Annotated in this window: 22 protein-coding genes; 7 read left to right on the forward strand and 15 right to left on the reverse strand. The window is 69.5% G+C overall.

From position 1 onward, the window contains the following. Positions 1-137: 137 nt before the first annotated feature. The 3 genes from CIW48_RS24005 to CIW48_RS24015 all read right to left on the reverse strand — a co-directional run bounded on the left by CIW48_RS24005 (position 138) and on the right by CIW48_RS24015 (position 2,505). Positions 138-377 (reverse strand): hypothetical protein, encoded by a 240-nt coding sequence (locus tag CIW48_RS24005; protein WP_149313000.1) that lies wholly within the window; start codon positions 375-377, stop codon positions 138-140. Between the two features lie 26 nt (positions 378-403). Next, on the reverse strand, positions 404-1,261 hold the full coding sequence (locus CIW48_RS24010; RefSeq protein ID WP_149313001.1) for an outer membrane beta-barrel protein: 858 nt from the start codon (positions 1,259-1,261) through the stop codon (positions 404-406). Between the two features lie 254 nt (positions 1,262-1,515). Continuing rightward, a complete protein-coding gene (locus CIW48_RS24015) occupies positions 1,516-2,505 on the reverse strand; it encodes a porin family protein (RefSeq protein WP_149313002.1) in 990 nt (329 codons plus the stop codon). Positions 2,506-2,782: 277 nt separating this feature from the next. Between CIW48_RS24015 and CIW48_RS24020 the strand changes: the two genes are divergently transcribed. Further along, the gene (locus CIW48_RS24020; RefSeq protein ID WP_149313003.1) at positions 2,783-3,121 is read left to right on the forward strand and encodes an MmcQ/YjbR family DNA-binding protein; all 339 of its coding nucleotides are present in this window, start codon (positions 2,783-2,785) and stop codon (positions 3,119-3,121) included. A gap of 4 nt (positions 3,122-3,125) precedes the next feature. Here the strand turns inward: CIW48_RS24020 and glmM are convergent, their stop codons facing one another. The 6 genes from glmM to pal form a co-directional block, all read right to left on the reverse strand. Further along, positions 3,126-4,466 (reverse strand): phosphoglucosamine mutase, encoded by a 1,341-nt coding sequence (glmM, locus tag CIW48_RS24025; RefSeq protein WP_091782804.1) that lies wholly within the window; start codon positions 4,464-4,466, stop codon positions 3,126-3,128. Positions 4,467-4,595: 129 nt separating this feature from the next. Then, positions 4,596-5,342 carry a sulfite exporter TauE/SafE family protein gene (locus CIW48_RS24030; protein ID WP_149313004.1) on the reverse strand — a complete coding sequence of 249 codons (747 nt, stop codon included), beginning with the start codon at positions 5,340-5,342 and terminating at the stop codon, positions 4,596-4,598. A 244-nt stretch (positions 5,343-5,586) separates the two neighbouring features. After that, the gene (gene ftsH, locus CIW48_RS24035) at positions 5,587-7,509 is read right to left on the reverse strand and encodes an ATP-dependent zinc metalloprotease FtsH (protein WP_012321255.1); all 1,923 of its coding nucleotides are present in this window, start codon (positions 7,507-7,509) and stop codon (positions 5,587-5,589) included. 48 nt (positions 7,510-7,557) lie between these two features. Next, positions 7,558-8,670: a tRNA lysidine(34) synthetase TilS gene (gene tilS / locus CIW48_RS24040; protein ID WP_149313005.1), complete on the reverse strand. Its 1,113-nt coding sequence runs from the start codon at positions 8,668-8,670 to the stop codon at positions 7,558-7,560. Next, the gene (ybgF, locus tag CIW48_RS24045; protein ID WP_149313006.1) at positions 8,667-9,662 is read right to left on the reverse strand and encodes a tol-pal system protein YbgF; all 996 of its coding nucleotides are present in this window, start codon (positions 9,660-9,662) and stop codon (positions 8,667-8,669) included. The genes tilS and ybgF overlap by 4 nt, the downstream gene beginning before the upstream one ends. A gap of 121 nt (positions 9,663-9,783) precedes the next feature. Continuing rightward, entirely contained in the window at positions 9,784-10,278 is a 495-nt protein-coding gene (gene pal, locus CIW48_RS24050; protein ID WP_012321252.1) for a peptidoglycan-associated lipoprotein Pal, read from the reverse strand. 349 nt (positions 10,279-10,627) lie between these two features. On the opposite strand from pal, the gene CIW48_RS24055 reads away from it, so the two are divergent. Beyond that, on the forward strand, positions 10,628-11,032 hold the full coding sequence (locus tag CIW48_RS24055; protein WP_149313007.1) for a response regulator: 405 nt from the start codon (positions 10,628-10,630) through the stop codon (positions 11,030-11,032). A gap of 150 nt (positions 11,033-11,182) precedes the next feature. Here CIW48_RS24055 and CIW48_RS24060 read toward each other — a convergent pair whose 3' ends face one another. Beyond that, on the reverse strand, positions 11,183-12,232 hold the full coding sequence (locus CIW48_RS24060; RefSeq protein ID WP_149313008.1) for a WcbI family polysaccharide biosynthesis putative acetyltransferase: 1,050 nt from the start codon (positions 12,230-12,232) through the stop codon (positions 11,183-11,185). Positions 12,233-12,305: 73 nt separating this feature from the next. Between CIW48_RS24060 and CIW48_RS24065 the strand changes: the two genes are divergently transcribed. The 3 genes from CIW48_RS24065 (at position 12,306) to CIW48_RS24075 (ending at position 14,999) form a co-directional block, all read left to right on the forward strand. Then, on the forward strand, positions 12,306-13,373 hold the full coding sequence (locus tag CIW48_RS24065; protein WP_149313009.1) for a GSCFA domain-containing protein: 1,068 nt from the start codon (positions 12,306-12,308) through the stop codon (positions 13,371-13,373). A 74-nt stretch (positions 13,374-13,447) separates the two neighbouring features. Then, positions 13,448-14,056: a nitroreductase family protein gene (locus CIW48_RS24070; RefSeq protein ID WP_149313010.1), complete on the forward strand. Its 609-nt coding sequence runs from the start codon at positions 13,448-13,450 to the stop codon at positions 14,054-14,056. A gap of 148 nt (positions 14,057-14,204) precedes the next feature. After that, positions 14,205-14,999 (forward strand): SHOCT domain-containing protein, encoded by a 795-nt coding sequence (locus tag CIW48_RS24075; protein ID WP_149313011.1) that lies wholly within the window; start codon positions 14,205-14,207, stop codon positions 14,997-14,999. 127 nt (positions 15,000-15,126) lie between these two features. Here CIW48_RS24075 and CIW48_RS24080 read toward each other — a convergent pair whose 3' ends face one another. After that, positions 15,127-16,152 carry a KpsF/GutQ family sugar-phosphate isomerase gene (locus CIW48_RS24080; protein ID WP_149313012.1) on the reverse strand — a complete coding sequence of 342 codons (1,026 nt, stop codon included), beginning with the start codon at positions 16,150-16,152 and terminating at the stop codon, positions 15,127-15,129. Positions 16,153-16,368: 216 nt separating this feature from the next. Between CIW48_RS24080 and CIW48_RS24085 the strand changes: the two genes are divergently transcribed. Beyond that, the gene (locus tag CIW48_RS24085) at positions 16,369-17,802 is read left to right on the forward strand and encodes an FAD-linked oxidase C-terminal domain-containing protein (protein ID WP_149313013.1); all 1,434 of its coding nucleotides are present in this window, start codon (positions 16,369-16,371) and stop codon (positions 17,800-17,802) included. Positions 17,803-17,898: 96 nt separating this feature from the next. On the opposite strand, the gene CIW48_RS24090 is transcribed toward CIW48_RS24085, so the two are convergent. From CIW48_RS24090 to CIW48_RS24105, 4 genes are all read right to left on the reverse strand, one after another. Then, positions 17,899-18,438, reverse strand: a complete 540-nt coding sequence (locus CIW48_RS24090; RefSeq protein ID WP_149313014.1) for a MucR family transcriptional regulator — start codon at positions 18,436-18,438, stop codon at positions 17,899-17,901. Positions 18,439-18,830: 392 nt separating this feature from the next. Beyond that, positions 18,831-20,051 (reverse strand): ABC transporter permease, encoded by a 1,221-nt coding sequence (locus CIW48_RS24095; RefSeq protein ID WP_149313015.1) that lies wholly within the window; start codon positions 20,049-20,051, stop codon positions 18,831-18,833. A 94-nt stretch (positions 20,052-20,145) separates the two neighbouring features. Next, positions 20,146-20,640, reverse strand: a complete 495-nt coding sequence (locus CIW48_RS24100) for a DUF4112 domain-containing protein (RefSeq protein ID WP_149313016.1) — start codon at positions 20,638-20,640, stop codon at positions 20,146-20,148. 81 nt (positions 20,641-20,721) lie between these two features. Further along, on the reverse strand, positions 20,722-21,891 hold the full coding sequence (locus CIW48_RS24105) for an aminotransferase (protein ID WP_173009384.1): 1,170 nt from the start codon (positions 21,889-21,891) through the stop codon (positions 20,722-20,724). 355 nt (positions 21,892-22,246) lie between these two features. On the opposite strand from CIW48_RS24105, the gene CIW48_RS24110 reads away from it, so the two are divergent. Then, positions 22,247-22,423, forward strand: coding sequence for a hypothetical protein (locus CIW48_RS24110; RefSeq protein WP_246695401.1), 177 nt, complete (start codon positions 22,247-22,249; stop codon positions 22,421-22,423). Positions 22,424-22,462: the final 39 nt, after the last annotated feature.

Genomic DNA, 22,462 nt, shown 5'->3' on the forward strand with positions numbered 1-22,462 from the left:
CTTCAAGCGCTTCACTCCGCAGGAGTGCCGCAACTACATCGCCGGAGCCGGCTACGAGAACGACTTGGCCGTCGCTACCTGACCGGGAACAGCTCTAGCAGGCCAACAGCACGCCATTATGGGGTGCGCCACAGCCCTTACCAGGCGGGCGCGCGGCCGGGCGGCTCGTTGTACATCGGGACGTTGTGGTTGCGCGGCAGGTAGCCCCGCACCAGCACCGGCGGCGGGACAGGGGGGCCGGGCCGGGCCGTGCTGCGGTATCGGACGATGCGCGGCTCGGCCCGACTCCCCGACCAATCTGCGGCAATCGCGGGTGCCAGGGTTGAGCTGGCCGCGAGCAACTGAATGGCGATACGGACGGTGCTGTAAATCTGCATGGGCAGGCTCCTGCCGGAGTCCGGCATCAGAACTTGACGGCCGCGCCAGCACGGACGGTATTTAGATTGACTTTATGGCCGTCGAAATTGCTGAACAGCACATATTGATACTCGGCACGCAGGAGGATGTTCGCAGTAATCGCGTATTCCAGACCTGCCCCGAGCGCCACGCCAGAAACGACCTTGGTCTTCGTCCGGTAATCGTAGGAAGCGCTGTTAAAATTATTAATGTACGTCTTTGTTCCAGCCAAATTAGCGTTGTACGCGCTGACATCAAACCCGCTATCGTAATAGCTAAGTGAATCCGCAGCACGAGCGCGCCCGATCGCGACGCCGCCAGTGACGAACGGCATGAGGTTGTCCGCGGCATACCCAATTCGCGCGCGCAACGTCCCATAATCATTGATCCGCGTCGCGGACTTTCCGTACAGGTTGAGGGTCTCCTGCAAGCCCTGCGAGTTCGTCTTCACGCGACCGATGCTATCTTGGGAATAGCCCATACGGCCGAAATCCGTGTAGTCCCCCTCAAAACCGAACACGAAATTGTCGTACTGGATGTTGTACCCAGCATAGACGCCGAAGCTCCCAGCTCCGACGCGTTTCGATGGGGGGCTCAGCAAGGTCGAGGCAGCGAAATCGCTCTCGGCGGTCGAATTGTGCGAGTGTTGGTAGACCATCGGCGATAGGGCATTTTTGAAGCCGAGGGCCGCCGAGGTATAGCCGCCATGACCGCCCAGATACACGCCACTCCAGTCGACCACCGAAGCCGGGACCGGATCATAATCGGCGCCGCGCAGGTAATCGTAATCCAGATCGGCGGCGCGGGCGGAGGTCACGCCGCAGAGGCCGAGAACCGCCAGCAGCGGAAAGGTGACGGTACGCATCGGGATCGTCCTGGGACCGAAAGAGACGGACGGCGGATCGCGCCTCGACACGGTGATAAGCCGGTAACCTTAATTCTCCGTTGCTCGGCCGTGATGACTGGATCCCGATCCGGGTCTTTCAATCCCGGCGTGTCTTGCGGACTATTGGGCCGGGCAAGAGCCGGATCGAGCGCGATGGGCCGCAGAAACGCGAGACGGCGCGGAGAGCCTCCGCGCCGTCATCGTCTGTCGGTGGGATCGCGTTGGAGGTGCGATCAGTACTTGCGCACCAGCGGGCCGGGGATCGGCTCCGGCATGAGCGGCGGCAGCGGGGCCGCCACGAAGCCGCCGAGGTAGTAGCGCAGGCCGATCTTCACGTCGTGCGCCTCGATGTCCTTCACTTTGATCGCCTGCAGGCTGCCGGTGCAGCAGGGCTCAAAGCCCGCGCCGGTCTGCGCCTTGCCGAGGTTCAGATAGCGGTAGGCCAGCTCGATCTTCAGCGCGTCGGTCACGTTGTAGGCCAGACCGGCATGGAGCGCCCAGGCGAAGCTGCCGCTGGTCTTGTCCTTGTAGAACTTGCTGCCGCTGTTGGTGTTGTACACCGCGTTGCCGTTCGCGTCGTAGACCGGCGCGTAGTTGTAGGAGGGTTGTCCGCAGCCGCAGCCGTAGATCGGGTTCCCATAATCGTAGCCGTAGGTCGGGCTGGTGAACTGCTGGTTGGTCGAGTAGCTCGAGACGTGGTTGAACGCGTAGCCGACGCCGCCACCGATGAACGGCGTGATGCCGTACCACGTGCCGAGGTCGAAATACGCGTTGGCCAGAACCACCGCGGAGTCGAAGTGGCCGCTCGACTTGTTCACGCCGTACGAGCCGAGCCCGTTATCGAAATCCGGACCCTTGTAGTACTCGCTGCCGCGCAGGCCGGTGGAGTAGCGGTACTCACCGGTGATGTCGCCGCGCAGGAACGGGGTGAACTGGTAGCCGACGCCGACGCCCGCGAAACCGCCGCCGCCGATCGCGTTGCCGAAGGCACGGTTGGACTCGGCGTAGCCGGTGTAGTCGTAGGCGTCGCTGTATCGCGGACGGGTGTAGATGCTCGCGCCCACGTCGCCGCGCAGGTACCAGCCGCCGCCGACCTCGATCGGCGGCGGCGGCGGGGGCGGCGGCGGAAGCAGCAGATCCGCGGCCGCGGCGAGGCAGGGCGTGCCGACGCTCGCCGCGAGCGTCAGGCTGCGCACCAAAGCGTTCAGCTTGGAGCGGGCCATGGAGATTCCTTCACTGGACTCGTGAGCCGGACGCGCAGCGCGCGGTCCCGGGGTACGGAGTGAAGGATGGAAGCAACGTCTTAAATCTGGCTTAACGTTAAATGTTAGCCTTGCGCATCCGTTGCGGACGTATCGAAACGGTTATCCGGGCGGGACTTGCTTGTCTCTGCCGCATCGCGTCACCACGTCGGATGAGTTTATCTGTCGTGGCAGGCGCGCATGTGCGACCCGACCGTCGCCGCCCGGGTGCCCGGGCCTCGCAGGGGCTGACATCCGCATGGGTCCCGAGGACGTGCGCATCCTGGCGCTGATGCTGCCGGAGGCGGTGGCGGGTGCCCATAGCGGCAACCCGGATTTCCGGGTCGGCGGCCGGGTTTTCGCGACCCTCTGGATCGAGGAGGCGCGGGTGGTGCTGCGCCTCGCGCCCGAGGATCAGGCCACCTTGTGCGAGGCCGAGCCGGACCTGTTCACCCCCCTCGACGGCGCCTGGGGGCGGCGGGGCTGGACCAATCTCGACCTCGACCTCTGCGAGGAGGAGATCCTGCGGGCGGCGCTGCTGGGGGCTTGGCGGATGACCGCACCCGCGGAGCTGCGCGCCGCCTACACGGACGGATGACCGCTCAGGCGGCCGCGCGGGTGACCGCGTCGACCACCTCATCGACCACGTCATTGACGAGGCCGCGATCGTCACCCTCGGCCATCACGCGGATCACCGGCTCGGTGCCGGAGGGGCGGATCACCAGGCGGCCGGCATTGCCGAGCCGCTCGCGGGCATGCTCGATGGCGCTGACCACGCTGTCCTCACGCAGGGGCTCGCCGCTCCGGTAGCGGACATTCTTGAGGATCTGCGGCAGCGGATCGAAGCAATGGCAGACCTCGCTCACGGGCCGGTTCTGCCGCTGCACCACGCTGAGGAGCTGCAGGGCGGCCACGAGGCCGTCGCCGGTGGTGGTGTAATCCGACATGATGATGTGCCCGGACTGCTCGCCGCCGAGGTTGTAGCCATGCGTGCGCATGTGCTCGAGGACATAGCGGTCTCCCACTGCCGTGCGGGCGAGCGTGAGGCCGAGGCCGCCGAGATAGCGCTCCAGGCCGAGATTGGACATGATCGTGGCGACCACGCCCGGCTGCGTGAGGCGCTCATCCTCCTGCCAGGAACGCGCCACGACCGCCATGAGCTGGTCGCCGTCGACCACTTGGCCCTTCTCGTCGACGATCAGAACCCGGTCGGCGTCGCCGTCGAGCGCGATGCCGATATCGGCCCGGCGCTCGCGCACCATGTCGATCAGCGCCGCGGGCGCGGTCGAGCCGACATCCCGGTTGATGTTAAACCCGTCCGGCTCGGTGCCGATGGCGATGACCTCGGCGCCGAGTTCCCACAGGGTCTCGGGGGCGACCCGGTAGGCCGCGCCGTTGGCGCAATCGACCACGACCCGCAGGCCGTCCAGGGTCACCTGCCGCGGCAGGGTCCGCTTGGCGAACTCGATGTAGCGGGCATGCACGCTCTCGATGCGCTTGGCCCGGCCGAGATCGTTGGAGCCGGACAGGCGCTTGTGCATGTCGGCATCGATCAACCCCTCGATCTCGTGCTCGATCGCGTCGTTGAGCTTGAATCCGTCCGGTCCGAACAGCTTGATGCCGTTGTCCTCGAACGGGTTGTGCGAGGCCGAGATCATCACGCCGAGATCGGCGCGCATGGACCGGGTCAGCATCGCCACGGCCGGCGTCGGCACCGGCCCGAGCAGCAGCACGTCCATGCCCACCGAGGTGAAGCCGGCCACGAGCGCGGTCTCGATCATGTAGCCGGAGAGGCGGGTGTCCTTGCCGATCACCACCCGGTGGCGGTGCTCGCCGCGCTGGAACACGAGCCCGGCGGCCTGCCCGACCTTGAGGGCGAGTTCGGGCGTGATCACCCCGTTGGCCCGGCCCCGGATGCCGTCGGTTCCGAAATACTTGCGCACCATCACGTCTCCGAAGCCGGGCCGCGGACCCGACACAGCTTAGCAGATTCCAGAGAAGTCCGACTCGAACGCTTCCCTAGGGTGAATCGGTTGCTCCGCGACAAAGGCGTTCGAAATGGGGCGCGGCGCTTACAGGATCCTGGGCAGCGCCGAGACCGTGAGCATGATTCCCGAGAGCGTGAGCAAGCTCAGCACGAGCCTGCGGAACGCCGTCTCGCTCACGCCCACATAGGCCCGGGTCCCGAGGAGCGTGGGGATCAGCATGGCGGGCAGGACCACAGCCAGCATCGGCAGAACCGGCCGCGTGACGAGCCCCGAAGCGAGATAGGTGATCATCGTCACGGTGAGCATCGCGAGGTTGAAGTTCTGGATGATCGTGCGCTGCACGTCGCGCTCGTAGCGGCGCAGGGTGCACCAGAGGGTTGGCAGCACGCCCGTGAAGCCGCCGAGAGCGCCCATCACGCCGCCCGCAAGGCCGACCGCGGCATCGGCGAGCCGGCCACCCACCGTGATCCGCGGCAGATCCTTGGCGCACAGCATCACCGGGCACCAGACCATCAGCAGGAGGCCAAGCAGCGCCTTGAACAGGTCGGCGTCGAGCCGGGGCAGGAGCAGGACGCCGAGGGGGATGCCGGCAAGGCCGCCGAGCACGAAGGGGGCGAGGCGCTCGAGGTCGAAGCCGCGCCGCACCGAGACGGCGGCGACGATCTGACCGGTGAGGCCGCCGGCCACGGAGAGGATGGCGGCGAGCTTCGGATCGATCACCCAGGCCCAGAACGACAGGGCCACGAGCCCGAAAGCGAAGCCCGACAGCCCCTGCACGAAGCCGGCGACGCCGGCGCCGAGGGCGACGACGAGATAGGTCGAGACCGGCATCGGGGATTTCGCGGCGCTGCAGGGGAGAGGGTTCTGTGTTTCCGCTTCGCTGATCGACGCGGAGGCCAGCGGCCAAGCTGATAGCATCGATGTGCCGATAGGAGATCCGGTTTGTCATCGGAGACGCGACATGCCCTCCCGCCTCTGCGAGGGGAGGGAAAGTCACGGTCCGCACTCTGCCTGCACCCCGCACGAAAAAGGGCGCCTCGCAGCGCCCTTTCCGATCGTCGTCTTATCCGTCGCCTCAGGCCTGCGGCTGCGGCTCCAGCCCGCCGTCGCTCTCCTTCGGCCGGCCGCGGCCCGCCGAGGGGACCGAGGAGCCGCGGGCCGGGGTCGGCGGCACGTCACCGCCGTCGCGGATCGGAGGCTGGCCCTTGAGCAGGTTGCGGATCTCCTCGCCCGAGAGGGTCTCGTATTCGAGGAGCCCCTGCGCCAGGGCCTCCAGGTCGTCCTTGTGCTCGGCGAGGATGCGGCGCGCCTCCTCCAGGCCGGTCTCCACGAGACGACGGACCTCGGCGTCGATCTTCTGGGCGGTCGATTCGGAGACCGATTGCTGCCGGCCCATCGACATGCCGAGGAAGACCTCGTCGTTGTTGTCGCCGTACGCGACGGTGCCGAGCTCGGGGCTGAAGCCCCAGCGGGTCACCATCATCTTGGCGAGCCGCGTCGCCTGCTCGATGTCCGACTGCGCGCCCGAGGTCACCTTCTCGCGCCCGAAGATCATCTCCTCGGCGATGCGCCCGCCCATCATGATCGCCAGCCGCGAGGTCATCTGCTCGAAGCTCATGGAGAGCTTGTCGCGCTCGGGCAGCTGCATGACCATGCCGAGGGCCCGGCCGCGGGGGATGATGGTCGCCTTGTGCACCGGGTCGGTCGCCGGGACGTTCAGCGCCACGATGGCGTGGCCGCCCTCGTGGTAGGCAGTGAGCCGCTTCTCGTCCTCGGTCATGACCAGGGTGCGCCGCTCGGCGCCCATCATGACCTTGTCCTTGGCGTCCTCGAACTCGTGCATCGTCACGATGCGCTTGCCGCGGCGGGCCGCCAGCAGGGCCGACTCGTTCACGAGGTTCATCAGGTCCGCGCCCGAGAAGCCCGGGGTGCCGCGCGCGATGGTCTTCAGGTCGACATCGGGCGCCAGCGGCACCTTGCGGACGTGGACCCGCAGGATGCGCTCACGGCCGGTGACGTCCGGGTTCGGCACCATGATCTGACGGTCGAAGCGGCCGGGCCGCAGCAGGGCCGGATCGAGCACGTCGGGGCGGTTGGTCGCCGCGATGATGATGACGCCCTCGTTGGCCTCGAACCCGTCCATCTCCACGAGGAGCTGGTTCAGGGTCTGCTCGCGCTCGTCGTTGCCGCCGCCGAGGCCGGCGCCGCGATGGCGGCCGACCGCGTCGATCTCGTCGATGAAGATGATGCAGGGCGCATTCTTCTTGGCCTGCTCGAACATGTCGCGCACGCGGCTGGCGCCGACACCCACGAACATCTCGACGAAGTCGGAGCCCGAGATCGTGAAGAACGGCACGTTGGCCTCACCGGCGACCGCCCGGGCGATCAGGGTCTTACCGGTGCCGGGCGGGCCGACCAGCAGCACGCCGCGGGGGATCCGGCCGCCGAGCCGCTGGAACTTCTGGGGGTCGCGCAGGAATTCCACGATCTCCTGCAGATCCTCCTTCGCTTCCTCGACACCCGCGACGTCGTCGAACGACACGCGGCCGTGCGCCTCGTTCAGGAGCTTGGCCTTCGACTTCCCGAAGCCCATGGCGCGGCCGGCGCCGGACTGCATCTGGCGCGAGAGGAAGATCCAGGCGCCGATGAAGACGAGGATCGGCAGCCAGCTCACGAGAAGCTGGATGAACCAGGGAGTGTTGTCCGACGGCGGACGGGCGGTGATCTGCACCCCCTTGCCCTGGAGCTTGGAGACCAGGCTCGGGTCGTTGGGCGCGTAGCTCGTGAAGTTGCCGCCGCCGACATAGGTGCCGGACACGTCCTGCCCGGAGATCACCACCGACTGGATCTTGCCGGCATCGGCGTCGTTCAGGAGCTGGCTGTAGGCGATCTCGCTGCCGCCGCCTCGGTGCCCCGGGTTCTGGAACAGGGTGACGAGGGCCAGCACCAGCAGGAAGATGACGACCCACAAGGCAAAGTTGCGAAAATTCGGGTTCATCGATCAATCCCTGGCGCGTGCGACCCCCAGGACGGACCCGCCACGCGGCTATTCCTGTCCATCCGTGCACACCTCGCCAATGTAGGCGGGGGGTTCTCCCTTGCCAAGTAATTCGGGAGGCCCTGCGGCGAGGGCAGCACCTGCCGCCCCGCGTCGACGCGGCGGAGCGGGGGCGAGGCTCACGGTCCCGCCCGCATCGGCGCAGACCAGAAACCCCGCCAAGGTGCGCCGGATCGGCTCCCGCCGCCGCAGGGCCGGCAGGAGCGATTCGAGGACCAGGGTTTCGAGGCGTTCGAGACGGCGCGGCGGCGCGCCGGCCCGGGTCAGGGCGAGATCGAGGCAGCGCAGGGCCACGGCGTCGGGCAGGGCCGCCAGGGCGGCCCCGTCGAGGCCCATGCCAACCCCCGTCTCCGGCCCGGGCCGCCGCAACCGGTCTAGGGCCTGCTCAGCCGCGCTCCGGAGCGCGGCCTCGTCGCGGGCGGCGCGCTCGGCGAGCCGGGCAAGGCGCGCCTGGGTCAGGCCCTCGCGTTCCAGAACCGGCCAGGCCGCGCGCAGGCGGCCGCGGGCGAAGCGCGGATCCCCGTTGGCGGGATCGCGTACATACGGGAGGCCGCGCGCCGCGCACCACGCCACCAGACTCGCCTTCGGCAGGTGCAGGAACGGACGCCCGAGGACGATGCCGGGATGGAGCATCCGCTCGGCGCGCATGCCGGCAAGCCCCGCGAGGCCGCTGCCGGCGGCGAGCCGGATCAGCACCGTCTCGGCCTGATCGTCCCGGGTGTGGCCTGTCAGGACGAGGCCGGCGCCGACCGCCTCGGCCTGGGCGGCAAGCAGGGCATAACGGGCCGTGCGGGCCGCGTCCTGCAGCCCGGTGCCGGGCTTCGCGCCCGCCCAGGGCAGAATCGCGTGGGGCAGGCCGAGTTTTCGGGCGGCGCGGCCGACGTTCTCAGCCTCCGCGGCCGAGTCGGGACGCAGGCCGTGATCCACGGTGGCGACCTGCAGTGATGCGCCGGTCGCGTCGCGCAGGATCACGGCGGCATGCATCAGGGCGGTCGAATCGGGACCGCCCGAGACGGCGAGGAGCGCGCCCCGGCCGCCGCACGCGGATGGGTCGAGCCAGGGGCTGAGGGCAGCGCGGACCGGGTCGTCCGGGCCGATCAAGCGCCGCAGCGGGCGCGCTTCTGCTCGCGCGCGACGCCCTGGCGGATGCCGTTGCCGGCATTCGGGAACTTCCGGTCCAGCTCGGCCAAGGTCGCGCAGGCTTGCTCGCGGGCGCCGAGCGCGTTGAGCGTGACGCCGAGCTTCAGCATGGCGTCGGGGGCCTGGGAGGAGCGGGCGTAGTCGGTAGAGACCTTCAGGAACTGCTCGGCGGCCTCGCGGTTGCGCCCGCGCGCGAGGTAGCTCTCGCCGAGCCAGTAGGTCGCGCCGGCGATGCGGTTATCGCGCGGGTGCGACTGGATGAACTGGCGCAGGCCCATCTCGGCCTGCTCGTACTGCTTGGCGCGGTACAGCTCGACCGCGGCGTCGTAATCGGCGGCCGGATCGCCCGTCCGGGTCGCCGCCACGCTCTCGGAGGGCCGCGCCGGGATCGCCCCGGTCCGGGCCGGCGGCCGCAGATCGACCGGCTCGTCGTAGCCGGGAACGGCGTCGGCGTCCTCATCATCCCCATTGATCGCCCCATTGATCGCCCCTTGCGGCAGACGCTGCGGCCGGGGGGCGGCCTCGGTCGCCTCGACGGCGTCACGGGGCGGCAGCGGCGCGGAGGGCTGCGTGCTGCCGAGCTGCACGGGGGCGCCCGGGGCCCCGGGGGATTGCGACGGGTCGAAGGCGTCGCCGCGCTTGCCGGGGCGGCCGGCGCCCGGATTGCCGCCGTTGACGGCGCCCGACGGCGCGGGGGCGGCCGAGGGCTTGCCGCCCTTGCCCTCGTTCAGGCGGAACTCGACATCCTCCTGGAACTTGCGCAGCTGCTCCTTGAGCTGGCGGTTCTCGTACTGGAGCGTCTCGATCTGTCCGGCCATGAGCCGGGACTGGTTCTCGATGCGGCCGAGGCGCACCACCAACTCGGAGGCGTCCTGCGCGGCTGCCGGGTGGCCGAGGAGCATGGCTCCCAGGATCGTGGTGAGCGCGAGGCGGGTGCGAAGACGGGCGGACATGGTGCGGGTGCGATCCGGTGGCGGCGCGAGGGCCTAACAGATGCGCCGTTCCGCGGCAAAACTGCGGCGCGAGGCGGAGGCGGCGGTCTGAAGCCGCCTCCAGGGTCGTTTTAGCCGCGGCTTACGCTCCGGCCCCGCGATCGAGGACGATCACCGCACGGCGGTTCTGCGACCAGCAGGAGATGTCGTTGCACACGGCCACCGGCCGCTCCTTGCCGTACGACACGGTCCGCATCCGGCTTGCCGCGATGCCGCGGGTGGCGAGGTAGTCGTTCACCGCCTGGGCCCGGCGGGCGCCGAGGGAGAAGTTGTACTCGCGGGTGCCCCGCTCGTCGGCATGGCCCTCGATGATGAAGGTGTAGCGCGGGTAGCGCTGCAGCCACGCGGCCTGCTTGTCGAGGGTGGCGGTCGCGGTGGGCGTCAGGTCGGTGGAATCCGACTCGAAGAAGACCCGGTCGCCGATATTGACGACGAAGTCCTGGGCGCTGCCGGGGGTCGCGGCACCCGCCCCGAAGGCGGAGGCGTCGGCGAGGTCCTTGTCGTTGCTGCAGGCGCCCAGGCCGAGGGCGGCGACGAGCGCGAGGCCGAGGGCGGCGGCGCGGAAACGCTGGGGCATGGTCTGAAAAACTCCTCGAGCGGTGCCGAAGGCCGGCTGCTGGTCTTCGAGGCGGGTCCGCGTATTCCTGGCGCCGTTGGTAGGCGGGGTTGGTTAAGCGACGGTTCCGCCGGGCGGCGCGGGGGCGTGGTGACGGCCCGCGCCGGTCGACGGCGTGCGCTGACGCACCCGGACGCGCCCGGAATGCGGCGGCGGCGGGGCGGAGGGTCGCGACGCGCCATTTCGGCCCCGTCGGTTGCGGCGCTGCAACAGGCGCCGGCCTCCGCCCGGTAACGGGTCCAGGCGGGTCTTTAAGAGATCTTCAACCCTGTCGCCCCCTAATCGGCGGGCCGAACACCGGACCTCCGTCATGCGCCCCGCTCAGAGCGTCCTCATCGTCGAGGACAGCTACCTGCTCCTCGAGATCGTCGCGAGCCTGTGCGAGACGCACGGCATCCGGGTGATCGAAGCCTCGACGGGCGAGGCCGCGCTGACCGTCCTGCGCGACCGGGGTGCGGCGATCGATTGGCTGTTCACCGATATCCACCTGCCCGGGCTGATCGACGGCTGGACGGTGGCCCACGCCTTCCGGGCGATCCATCTGAACCGGCCGGTGGTCTACACCTCGACGGACACGCACGGCCGCAGCGGCGTGCCGGGAAGCCTGTTCCTGCGCAAGCCCTTCCAGATGCAGGAGGTTAACCGCCTGGTCCGGATCATGGTCGAGGGCCTCGGCGAGGCCGGCTCCGACAGCCGGCTCTGCGCGGCGGGCTGAGTCACGGATCCATCCGAGCCGGACAGTCATCGCGCGCGCAGCGAAGCGACCCCGGGCGGCGCGCGCTCGGCCGGCGAGGCGCTCCTGGACTGCTTCGCTCCGCTCGCAACGACGAGTCTGCCGGCTGGACGCCTTCTCCCGGGGGCGGCCTCAGCCGGCCCGGAACAGCGCGACGATCTCCGGCGCGGCGAGCCACGCCTCGACCCGCGGGCAGGCGAGATCCCCGGGGGTCATCGCGTCGTAGAGCGCGAAGCTCGCCGCGATGAAGCCCGGCAGGTCGTAGAGCACCGGGAAGTCGTCGCCCCGCGGCTTGGTCTTGAACAGGTACGAGCCGGTCAGGCCAAAGTGCTCGGCGATGGGCGGGTAGATCGGCCAGACCACGTCCTGGGCCAGCTCGTCGCCGAGGTAATCCTCGATCTCCACGGGCTCGGGCGCGAGCCCGTTCTCCTGCAGAAGCCGCCGGGCGATGTCGCCGAGGACGTGGACCTTGGGATGGTTCATCAGGTGCATGAAGGCGCCGCGGCGCGCCCAGCGGGTCACCTCGCGATCCAGCCCGAAGCCCAGGGCGTCGGCCGCGCCGACGAGCTCGCGCACCGCCGGGTCCCAGTGGTCGAGATAGCCCAGACGGGCGAACACGTCCTCGCGGAACAGGCCGGCGGTGCGGCCGGCGTCGAGGCCGAGCCGGTGGGCGGTCAGCACGATCGCCGAGTGGTACTGGCCCAGCGGCGACGGCGTCAGCTTCAGCGCGGCGAGGTCCGAGGCCTGGCCGACATAGACCATGTCCGGGTGGAAGGCCGAGAACACGATCGACGGGAACAGCTTGAGCCGCGGGTCGGCCGCGCGCACAGTGGCGACGTCGCCGCCCGGGATCAGCCCGGCCGGGAAGGCCTGCGAGAAGACGTGGTCGTGGGCGCGCAGGGTCCGGATCAGGCCGTCGACATGGCCGTGGTCGCGCTTCAGCGAGCCCATGGGCAGGTAGCGGACCGGGCTCTTCGGCGCGAGCAGGCGCATGGCCCGGGCGATGCCTCGGGCCTGGCAATTGCCCAGCACCGCGATGCTCGGCCCATCACGGGTCGTGGCGGCGCGGGCGCGGTTCCGCCATGGTGTCGCCCAGGTGGGGGCCCAACGGGTAGGCGCCCAATCGGGCGCCGAGCGGGTGAACGCGCTGCGGGCGCGCCGGGGCAGGTCGTTCAGGGCCACGTCGCGTGCCGGTGTCAGCGGACGGGTCAGCGGTCCCGAGGGCCGTCGCCGTCGTGAAGAAGAGGGTTCGAAGATGGCGTTGAATCCGTATACGGGTCTACCGGCCGAGCGATTCTGGCGCAAGGTCGTCACCAACGTGCCGCCCTTCGCGGTCAATCCGCACCCGAAGGACACCTTCGTGATCGGGCCGACCGACAAGGTCGCCACCGGCGGCTCCTGCTTCGCGCAGCGGGTGGCCGAGGCGGTGCGCGGCGCCGGGTTCAACTACTACCTGACCGAGCCGCCGACCCCCGGCATGAGCGCCGAGGAGGCCAATGCCCGCCAGTTCGGCACGTTCTCGGCGCGCTACGGCAACCTCTACTACACGCGCCAGTTCGTGCAGCTGTTCGACCGGGCCTACGGAACGTTCGAGCCGGAGCTGAAGGCCTGGCTGCGCGACGATGGCCGCTACGTCGACCCGTTCCGCCCCACGGTCGAGCCCGCGGGCTTTGCCAGCGAGGCCGAGGTGGTCGCGGCGCGCGACGCGCATCTCGCCGAGGTGCGCCGCCTGTTCGAGACCCTGGACGTGTTCGTGCTGACGCTCGGCCTCACGGAAGGCTGGCGCTGGCGGGCCGACGGCGCGGCGCTGCCGCTCGCCCCCGGGGTCGCGGGCGGCACCTTCGACCCGGCCCTCTACGAGTGCGTCAACGCGGGCGCGGGCGAGGTGCTGGGCGACCTCAACGGCTTCCTCGACCGGCTCTGGAGCGTGAACCCGAAGGCGCGGGTGATCTTCACGGTCTCGCCGGTGCCGATGATCGCCACCTACATGGACCGGCACGTGATGGAGTCGAACAGCTACTCCAAGTCGGTGCTGCGGGTGGCGGCCGGCGAGGTGGTCGGCCGCGGCGACCCGCGGGCGGTCTACTTCCCCGCCTACGACATCGTCACGAGCAACGTGAATGCCGGGCGCTACTACAACGAGGACCAGCGCACCATCAACGATGCGGGCGTGCGCCACGTCATGCGCCTGTTCCTGGCGACCTTCGCGCGCGACCGGGTGAACGCGGCGCCGGTCCACGCCCCCGTGGACCTCGCGGCGGAGTTCGAGGGCAATGCCGGCGTGATCTGCGACGAGGAGGAGATCGAGCGCAGCGTGGCCTAGGATGGCGTAGGGTTTGCCTCCGGGCGGGCGTTTCGGGCAAGCTCGGCTGCCCGGGCGCCCGCGCCCATCCGGAGATGAATCCCTTGAGCCTGCCCTCGCCCCGCCGCGCCGACCACGACATCGATCCGGTCTTCGTCGCGCGGTACTCGCCCCGCGCCTTCACGGGCGAGGCTCTGCCCGAATCCGAGCTGATGCGGATGATCGAGGCGGCGCGCTGGTCGCCCTCCGCCTACAACTCGCAGCCCTGGCGCTTCCTCTACGCGCTCCGGGGCGATGCCAATTGGGACACGTTCCTGGGCCTCCTCGTTCCCGCCAACCAGAAATGGGTCGCCGGCACCGGCGCGATCCTGTTCCTGGTCTCGAACGGGCTCATGAAGGTCGGCGACGAGCTGAAGCCCTCCTACAGCCACTCCTTCGACGTGGGCAGCGCCTCGCTCGCCTTCCAGCTCCAGGCGATCCATCAGGGCTGGCACGCCCACGGCATGGTCGGCTTCGACCATGTCCGCGCGCCCGAGGTCCTGCGTCTGCCCGAGAACCATCGGATCGAGGCCGCCTTCGCGGTCGGCCGCAAAACGCCCGAGGCGGACCTTCCCGAGGAGCAGCGGCCCCGCGAGACCCCGAACGGCCGCCGGCCGATCACCGACTTCACCATCGCGGGCCCATTCCCGCCGGCCGCGGCCTGAGACGGCCCGGAACCCGCTTGTACGGCCGCGGATTGGGTCTGCAGCGCAACGCCGCCGCAGGCCCGGGGCGGCCTTCGGGCTCCCGGGCCGGCGCGCGCCCGGTTTCGGGCGCATCGTATCCGCCCTCCACCGCTTCGGGAGCTGGCTCATGGATCCGTCCGACAACGCTGCCGAATCCGACCCATTCCGGGATGACGGGCCGTTCGACCCCGTCTCCGGGCTGCGGAATGTCGCCGAGCGTCACGGGGTCAGCCTGGACGCGGTGCGCCACCTGATCCGGGCCCTGGAGCGCGGCCACGGCACGATGGCGCAGTTCGACCATCCCGATCTCGGCGGGATGGGACAGTGGTTCGCCGGCGGCATGGTGATGGTCGGCCGGATGTTCGACGACGGCCTGAAGGCGCGGGTCGGCGCACTCTGCACCGAGCTGGCCGGGGCGCTCCCAGCAGGCGGCTTCTCGGAGGCTGCGCCCGTGGCACGACGAGGCGGCGGCGAGTGGTGGCCGGCCGGTCTGGGGGATCCGGCGAGCACCGGCGCTCAGAACGGGCTGCGCTACGCCTATTTCCCGGACAGAAGGCGGCTCGCCGTCGAATCGGGTTCGGAGGTCGCTCTCTACGATACCGGCGAGCACCGCATCACCGGCGTGTCGCAGGCGAATGGCAGTCTCGGCTTTACGGGACCGGCCGGGGCTGTCGCCCTCGACCGCCTGCGCCGGATCGAGGCGGAGGTCGCGGCGCCGCGCCAAGTAGACCCGCGCCAGGTAGACCCGCGCCAAGAGGATAGGGCGCAAAAGGTGGCACCCGCGGAGACGCCCGCGCCGGACCGGTCCTCCGCGGACGCGGTGCTCGCGACCATCGAACGGCTGGCCGACCTGCACGCGCGCGGCGTGCTCACCGATGTGGAATTCTCGACCAAGAAGGCGGAGCTGCTGGCGCGGCTGTGAGCAGCGCCCGACTGGCGGATCCGCGCACCGGTCGCCCCCACCCTCCGTTCTCATCCTGAGGTGCCAGAGCGCAGCGGAGGCCTCGAAGGATGCGGGCGAGGATGGGACCTGCCGGCTCCGAACGGCCTCAGACGATGCCGACGCGCAGCAGGTCGTGGACGTGCACGATGCCCACAGGCCGTCCGTCCGTGACCGCGAAGACCGCGGTGATGAGCCGGCGGTTCATCAATTCCAGGGCGGCCTGAGCCAGCTTGTGCGGTTCGACGGTGACCGGATCCCGGGTCATCACCGTCGAGACCGGCGTGTCGAGGAGCGCAGGGCCCATGTGGCGGCGCAGGTCGCCGTCCGTGACGATGCCGACCAGACGCCCGGCCGCATCGGTGACGCCGACGCAGCCGTAGCGCCGCGCCGCGATCTCGATCAGCACCTCGGACATCAACGCGGTCTCGTGGACCAGCGGCATGTCCTGAGGCCCATGCATCACCTGCTGCACGGTCTTGAGGCGGGCCGCCAGTGTCCCGCCGGGATGCAGGGTGTGGAAGCGCGCCGAGGTGAAGCCGCGCCGCTCCAGCAGCGCCACCGCCAGGGCGTCGCCCAGCGCCAGCTGGATCAAGCTGGAGGAGGTCGGCGCGAGGTCGTGCGGGCAGGATTCCCGCACCCGGGGCAATTCCAGCAGCACGTCGGCGGCCTTGCCGAGCGTGCTCTCGCCGTTGCGGGTGATGGCCACCAGGGGAATCGAGAACCGGCGGCTGAAGCCGACGAGGTCGGACAGTTCCGCGGTCTCCCCCGACCACGACAGCGCAATGATGACGTCGTCCCGGGCGATCATCCCGAGGTCGCCGTGGCTCGCCTCGGTCGGGTGGACGAAGAAGGCGTGCGTGCCCGTGGAGGCCAGCGTCGCGGCGATCTTGCGGCCGACATGGCCGCTCTTGCCGATGCCGCTCACGATGACGCGGCCCTTGCTTTGCAGGATGGTCTGCACCGCCTCCTCGAAGGCCGCGCCGAGCCGGCCCTGGAAGGCCGCGCTCGCCTCCTGCAGGGCCGCGATGCCGAGCTGGAGGCTGCGGATCCCGAGGTCGCGGGTGGTGGCGAGATGCGCCGACGGCGCGTCATAACGATCGTCGCGCAGGGCGCTGGAGGCGGGAGCGTTCATCGTGTCCGTTCTTGACCCGTCGACCGGATCCGGCACCGGAGGCCGGAATCGAGGCTCGGCGCAGCGAAGCGTCTCCGGCGACGCTAGGCAGCCGTCGTGGTTGAAATGTGACGCGGGGACGACGCAGCGCCGCACTCTGGTTGAAGGCGCGCCCGCCGAGGTCCATGCTGCCGGCACGCCATCCCGCACCGCGGGCCCAAGGAGGGCACAAGCCCCATGACCATCCGCTTTCCCGACCCCGATCCCGCGATCCTCGCCCGCCGCGAGACGATCCTGGCCGGCCTCGCGCCCCTGGTCGCGCCGGAGGCGCTGGTGGTCAGCGAGGACGAACGCCGGGCGTTCGAGACGGACGGGCTCACTGCCTACCGGCAGATGCCGCTCGCCGTGGTGCTGCCCTCCACCACCGCGGAGGTCGCCGCCGTGATGGCCTATTGCCACGCCAACGGCGTGCGGGTCGTGCCCCGGGGCGCCGGCACGTCGCTCGCGGGCGGCGCCATCGCGCAGGCCGACGCGATCATCCTGGGCGTCGGCAAGATGACCAAGGTCCTCGACATGGACTTCGCCAACCGCACCGCCCGGGTGCAGAGCGGCATCACCAATCTCGCCATCTCGGGCGCAGTCTCCCACGAGGGCTTCTTCTACGCCCCCGACCCGTCGAGCCAGCTCGCCTGCACCATCGCGGGCAACATCGCGATGAATTCCGGCGGCGCCCACTGCCTTAAATACGGCGTGACCACCAACAACCTGCTCGGCGTCACCCTGGTGCTCAACGATGGCACCGTGGTCGAAATCGGCGGCCAGCATCTCGACAGCGGCGGCTACGACCTGCTCGGCCTCGTCTGCGGCTCGGAGGGGCAGCTCGGCATCGTCACCGAGGCGACCGTGCGGATCCTGCGCGCAGCCGAGGGTGCGCGGCCGGTGCTGGTCGGCTTCTCGAAGGTCGAGGATGCGGGCGATTGCGTCGCGGCGATCATCGCGGCCGGAATCATCCCGGTGGCGATCGAGTACATGGACCGCGAAGCGATCCTCATCACCGAGGATTTCGCTCAGGCCGGCTATCCCCGCGACGCCGAGGCGATGCTGATCATTGAGGTCGAGGGCTCGGACACCGAGTGCGACGCGATGCTGGCGCGGATCGAGACGATCGCCAAGGATTTCCGCCCGACCAGCGTGCGGGTCTCGCGCTCGGAGGCGGAATCGGCCGCGATCTGGAAGGGCCGCAAGTCGGCCTTCGGGGCGACCGGCCGGATCTCCGACTACATCTGCATGGACGGCACGATCCCCACCGGCCAGCTCGGGCCGGTGCTGGAGCGGATCGGCGCGATCTGCGCCGAGAAGGGCCTGCGGGTCGCCAACGTGTTCCACGCGGGCGACGGCAACCTGCACCCGCTGATCCTGTTCGACATCAACAGGCCCGGCGAGTTGCAGAAGGCCGAGACTGCGGGCGACGAGATCCTGAAGCTCTGCGTCGAGGTCGGCGGCTGCCTGACCGGCGAGCACGGCGTCGGGATCGAGAAGCGCGAGCTGATGCGCTTCCAGTACGATCAGGTCGATCTCGAGCAGCAGATGCGGGTCAAGGCGGTGTTCGATCCGCACTGGATGCTGAACCCCGCCAAGGTGTTCCCGCTCGACGGGCGGCTCGCGGCCTGAGCCGCGACCGCGCGCCGTTCAGGAGCTCCGGAGGGGGTTGAGGACGCGATCGTCTTCAATCGCGCGCCTGCGACCGTTCGACCCCTCCGGCCGCAATCAGGCGGCTTCGACCTTGCGGCTGGCGCGGGACTTGGTCGTGGCGGCCGCGGTCTTGCGCCGGCTCGGGGCGGGGGTAGAGGCCGCCTCGTCTGCGGGCTCCGCATCATTGGCGGCCGACTGAGACCGGCCCGGCTGGCCGAGACCGAGGCTCTTGGCGAGCGCCGAGCGCTGCGCCGAATAGTTCGCCGAGGTGGTCGGGTAATCGGCCGGCAGACCGTAGCGCTCCCGGTAGCTCTGCGGATCGAGCCCGTGCTTGGTCAGGTGGCGCTTCAGCGTCTTGTACGACTTGCCGTCGATGAAACTGATCAGTCCGTCGGGGCGGATCGACTTGCGGACCTGAGCGGGCGTCGGCCGCTCGACGCTCTCGGTCGCCGGGGCGGCCGGACCGGACCCGATCGCGTTCAGCGCCTCGTGGATGCTCGCGATCAGGGTCGGCAATTCGGCCGAAGGCAGCGAGTTGTTGGAAACGTAGGCCGCGACGACGTCCACGGTCCGCTCGATGAAATCCAATTGCGATGTCGGCGCAGTTTCTGACATTCTCTCTTTCCTTGGAACAAAAGCCTGATGGGGACCCCTGTTCCGCGAGTTAAGACAGCGTCTGAAAAATGCAAGGCAATCCATTCAATTATCTGTGATCAGGACGAAGTCTAAGTCTGCATCATCCGGTAAGGCTTACAGGGTATGGTTGCATTGGCGGCACTTAAAGCACACTTCTGAGGCGCTTTATCGCTCTCCGATCCACGAATTCTAGTCGGTTCCTGGAGCCGAGTTTTTGTTGGCGGCAGAGACCTTTACCCCCAGGATCGGGACCATCCCGAGACGGTCCTATACGGTTGCCGCCCGTTCATTCCGGGACAAGGCTCAATCTTCGTACAGTTGTGCGGAGGCGCGGCCGGGACCTGCGTCATTTTCTCCCGCCGGTGGCGACCTCAGACGAAAGTCTTACGGGGATCGAAGGCGTCGCGCACGGCCTCGCCGGCGAAGACGAGCAGGCTCAACATCACGGCGATGACCAGGAAGCCGGTCAATCCGAGCCACGGCGCGGTCAGATTGTCCTTGCCCTGGGCGAGAAGCTCTCCGAGGGAGGGCGAGCCGGGCGGCAGGCCAAAGCCGAGGAAGTCCAGCGAGGTCAGGGTGGTGATCGAACCGTTCAGGATGAACGGCAGAAAGGTCAGCGTCGCCACCATGGCATTCGGCAGCAGATGAACGGTCATGATGCGGATGTTCGACAGGCCCAAAGCTCGCGCGGCCCGGACGTATTCGAAGTTCCGGGCCCGCAGGAACTCGGCGCGGACGACGCTAACCAGCGCCACCCACGAGAACAGCAGCATGATCCCGAGCAGAACGAAGAAGCCCGGTGCGATGAAGGCCGAAATGATGATGATCAGGTAAAGGGTCGGGATGCCACCCCAGACCTCGATGAAGCGCTGGAAGGCGAGATCGACCCAGCCGCCGAAATAGCCCTGCACGGCGCCCGCGATGACGCCGATCACCGACGAGACCGCGGCCAGGATCAGGCCGAACAGCACCGAGATGCGGAAGCCGTAGATCACCCGCGCCAGCACGTCCCGCGTGGTGTTGTCGGTGCCGAGCCAGTGCCAGGGAATGTCCGCGCAACCCGCGCCACCGAGTTTCTCGGCCACGGGCCGGCACTGCGCGTCGGTGAGCATCCAGGTGGGCGGCGACGGCGACGGCGTCGGCAGATCCTCGTTGATCGTATCGTACGAGAACGGGATCGGCGGCCACAGCGCCCAGCCGTTCGCGGCGATCTCCTTGCGGATCTCGGCGGAGCGGTAGTCGGTCGTGGCGAGGAAGCCGCCGAACTTCTCCTCCGGATAGTCGACCAGGACCGGGACCAGCCACTCGCCCTTGTAGGACAGCAGGATCGGCCGATCGTTGGCGATGAATTCCGCGAACAGGCTGAGCACGAACAGGATCGCGAAGATCACGAACGATCCGTAGCCGAGCCGGTTGCGGCGGAAATTGTCGAGGCGGCGCCGGTTGAGCGGCGACAGGCGGGCGCGCCGGCTCGCTCCCGCGGCCAGGACCGGGGGCGGCGCCCCCTCGTCCGGGCGTAGGACCAGCGGCTGGGCGCCGGGCATCGGCGCCGGCACGACCTCGCTCTCGCCGGGACGCGTGACCTCGTTCATCCGTGCTGCCTCCCGCGCCGCGGCGCACGCGCTCCCGCTGCCGTGGCGCTCGGGCAGCCCCGCGGCCGGCCGGATAGGAAGCGGATAAGGGGGCTCAGCCCTCGAGCCGGGTCGCGGTGCCCTCGATCTCGGTGGGGCGCAGACCACCGCTGCGCTCCAGCCAGCGGCGAAGCAGACGAACGTTGCGGCGGTTGGCTTTGAAGGCGGCGTCGAACAGGTCGCCCGCGACCGGCACCGCGCCGATCAGCCCGTCGAAGGCGACGTTCAGCCCCATCCGGGCCAGCAGCCAGCGCGGCGCGCCGAGGCGCTTCGCCTCGTAGACGATGAAGGAGGAGATCACCATGCCGGCCACGTCGCCGATCACCGGCACGAGCCCGATCAGCGCGTCGAACCCGACACGCCGGTTGATGCCCGGGATGACGAACGCTGTGTCCATCAGGTGGGCCAGAGTCTCCAGCCGGGCGAGACTCGCCTCCTGGCTGAGATCCGCCGACCGGAAGGCGGGCCGGGGACCGGAGCGGGTCTCGCCCCCGGAAAAGGTCTCGGCACGGGCGAAACGCCCGGCCTGGGCAGCCTGGGTGAAGTCCATGGTCGGGATCCGTCGGGAAGCCATCGTCCCCAACGATGTGGCCCCCCGGTCGGATCCCCGCAAGGACGGTGCCGGCACGCGTCACGCTGCGCTCCCGGCGAGACCGCTCATGCGGTCGAGCGCCGCATCCAGGGTGGCGTCGTCCTTGGCGAAGCAGAGCCGGACGAGGCCGCGCACGGAGGCATCCGGGTAGAAAGCGCTCACCGGAATGGCCGCGACGCCGTGGCGGGTGACGAGGGCCTCGCAGAAGGCCCCGTCGTCGGCGTGGCCCAGGGTGGTGATGTCGATGTTGAGAAACCACGTGGCCTGGGCCGGCAGCACCGAGAAGCCGAGGTCGCGCAGGCCGCCCGCGAGCCGGTCGCGGGAGCGGGCGTAGCCGGCCCGCATCGCCTCGAACCACGCGGCCGGCTTGCCCAGCCCGTAGGCCACCGCCTCCTGGAGGTTCGGGGGCGTGGTGAAGGTGAGGAACTGGTGCGCCTTGGCGAGCCCGCGCATCAGCCGGGCATCGGCCATCACGAAGCCGACCTTCCAGCCGGTGAGCGAGAAGATCTTGCCGGCCGAGCCGATCTTGACGGTCCGCTCCCGCATCCCGGGCAGCGCCATCAGCGGCCGGTGGCGCGCGCCGTCGAATACCACGTGCTCCCAGACCTCGTCGCAGAGCGCGGTCACATCGAAGCGCTGGCAGTAGCGGGCGAGCAGATCGAGGTCTTCCGGCGCGAACAGGGTGGCGCTCGGGTTGAGGGGGTTGTTCAGCACCACGACCCGGGTGCGCTCACCGAAGGCCGCCGCGAGGGCGGCCTCGTCGAGGCGGAAGGCCGGAGGCTGCAGCGGCACGATCCGTGGCGCGCCACCGGCCCGTCGGACCAGGGGCAGGTAGGCGTCGTACATGGGCGCGAACAGCACGACCTCGTCGCCGGGCTCGATCAGTGCCAGGAGCGCGCCGGCCAGCGCCTCGGTCGCCCCGGAGGTAACCATGACCTCCGTCTCCGGGTCGAGGGCGAGCCCCTGGTGATGCGCGTAGTGGGCGGCGACCGCATCCCGCAGGGCCGACAGGCCCATCATCGGCGGGTACTGGTTCCAGCCGTCCAGGAGCGCCCGCGCGCCCCGCTCGCGCACATCCCCCGGCCCGGGGTCGTCCGGAAAACCCTGACCGAGATTGATCGCGCCGTGGACCCGCGCGAGCCGCGACATGGTCTCGAACACCGTCGTGGGCAGCGCGGCAAAGACGGGATTGATGAAGGCGGGCTTCATGTGGCGCGGCAGGGTGTACGGCACGCGGCGCCGGGCATCGAAGGTGTCGGCATGGCGGGTCTCGGCATCGCCGGCCTGTAGCATGGGCGTCGGGCGTTGCGGAATGTGCGCAGTCGCACAGACCCCGTCTCCGGCGCGCAACCACCGACTGACGAATGTTGACATTCATCACCCGTCTCGTAGGTTCGGTTCACGGCCGGAGCGGCGCACTCGCCGACGGGGCTTCGCCCCCTCGCCCCGTCAGCGGGATGCCGCTCCGGTCTCCAGAAGGGCCATCGACTTGCGGGTCGGTGGCCCTTTCGGCATGTGCGGCGGCGGCCGCTCCGATCATCGGGTCGGCCTTCCGGATTCGACGATGCGGCCCTCCTCACGCGCGTTCCTCGGCTGCTTGGTCCTGGCGCTGCTGATCGGCGGACTCGGACTCGGCCTTCGCCGCGCCGTGGCCGTCACGCCGGTCGATCCCGCGTTCCAGGCGGTGCTGCGCGCTTATGCGGCACCGGACGCGTCCGGCGAGCCCCAGCAACACGAGTGAAACGTCGCCGCCCTAGTGACGGCGCATTGGCCGGGCACC

Origin of the sequence: Methylobacterium sp. P1-11 (assembly GCF_008329595.1) — a bacterium.
In the GTDB taxonomy this organism is placed as follows: Bacteria; Pseudomonadota; Alphaproteobacteria; order Rhizobiales; family Beijerinckiaceae; genus Methylobacterium.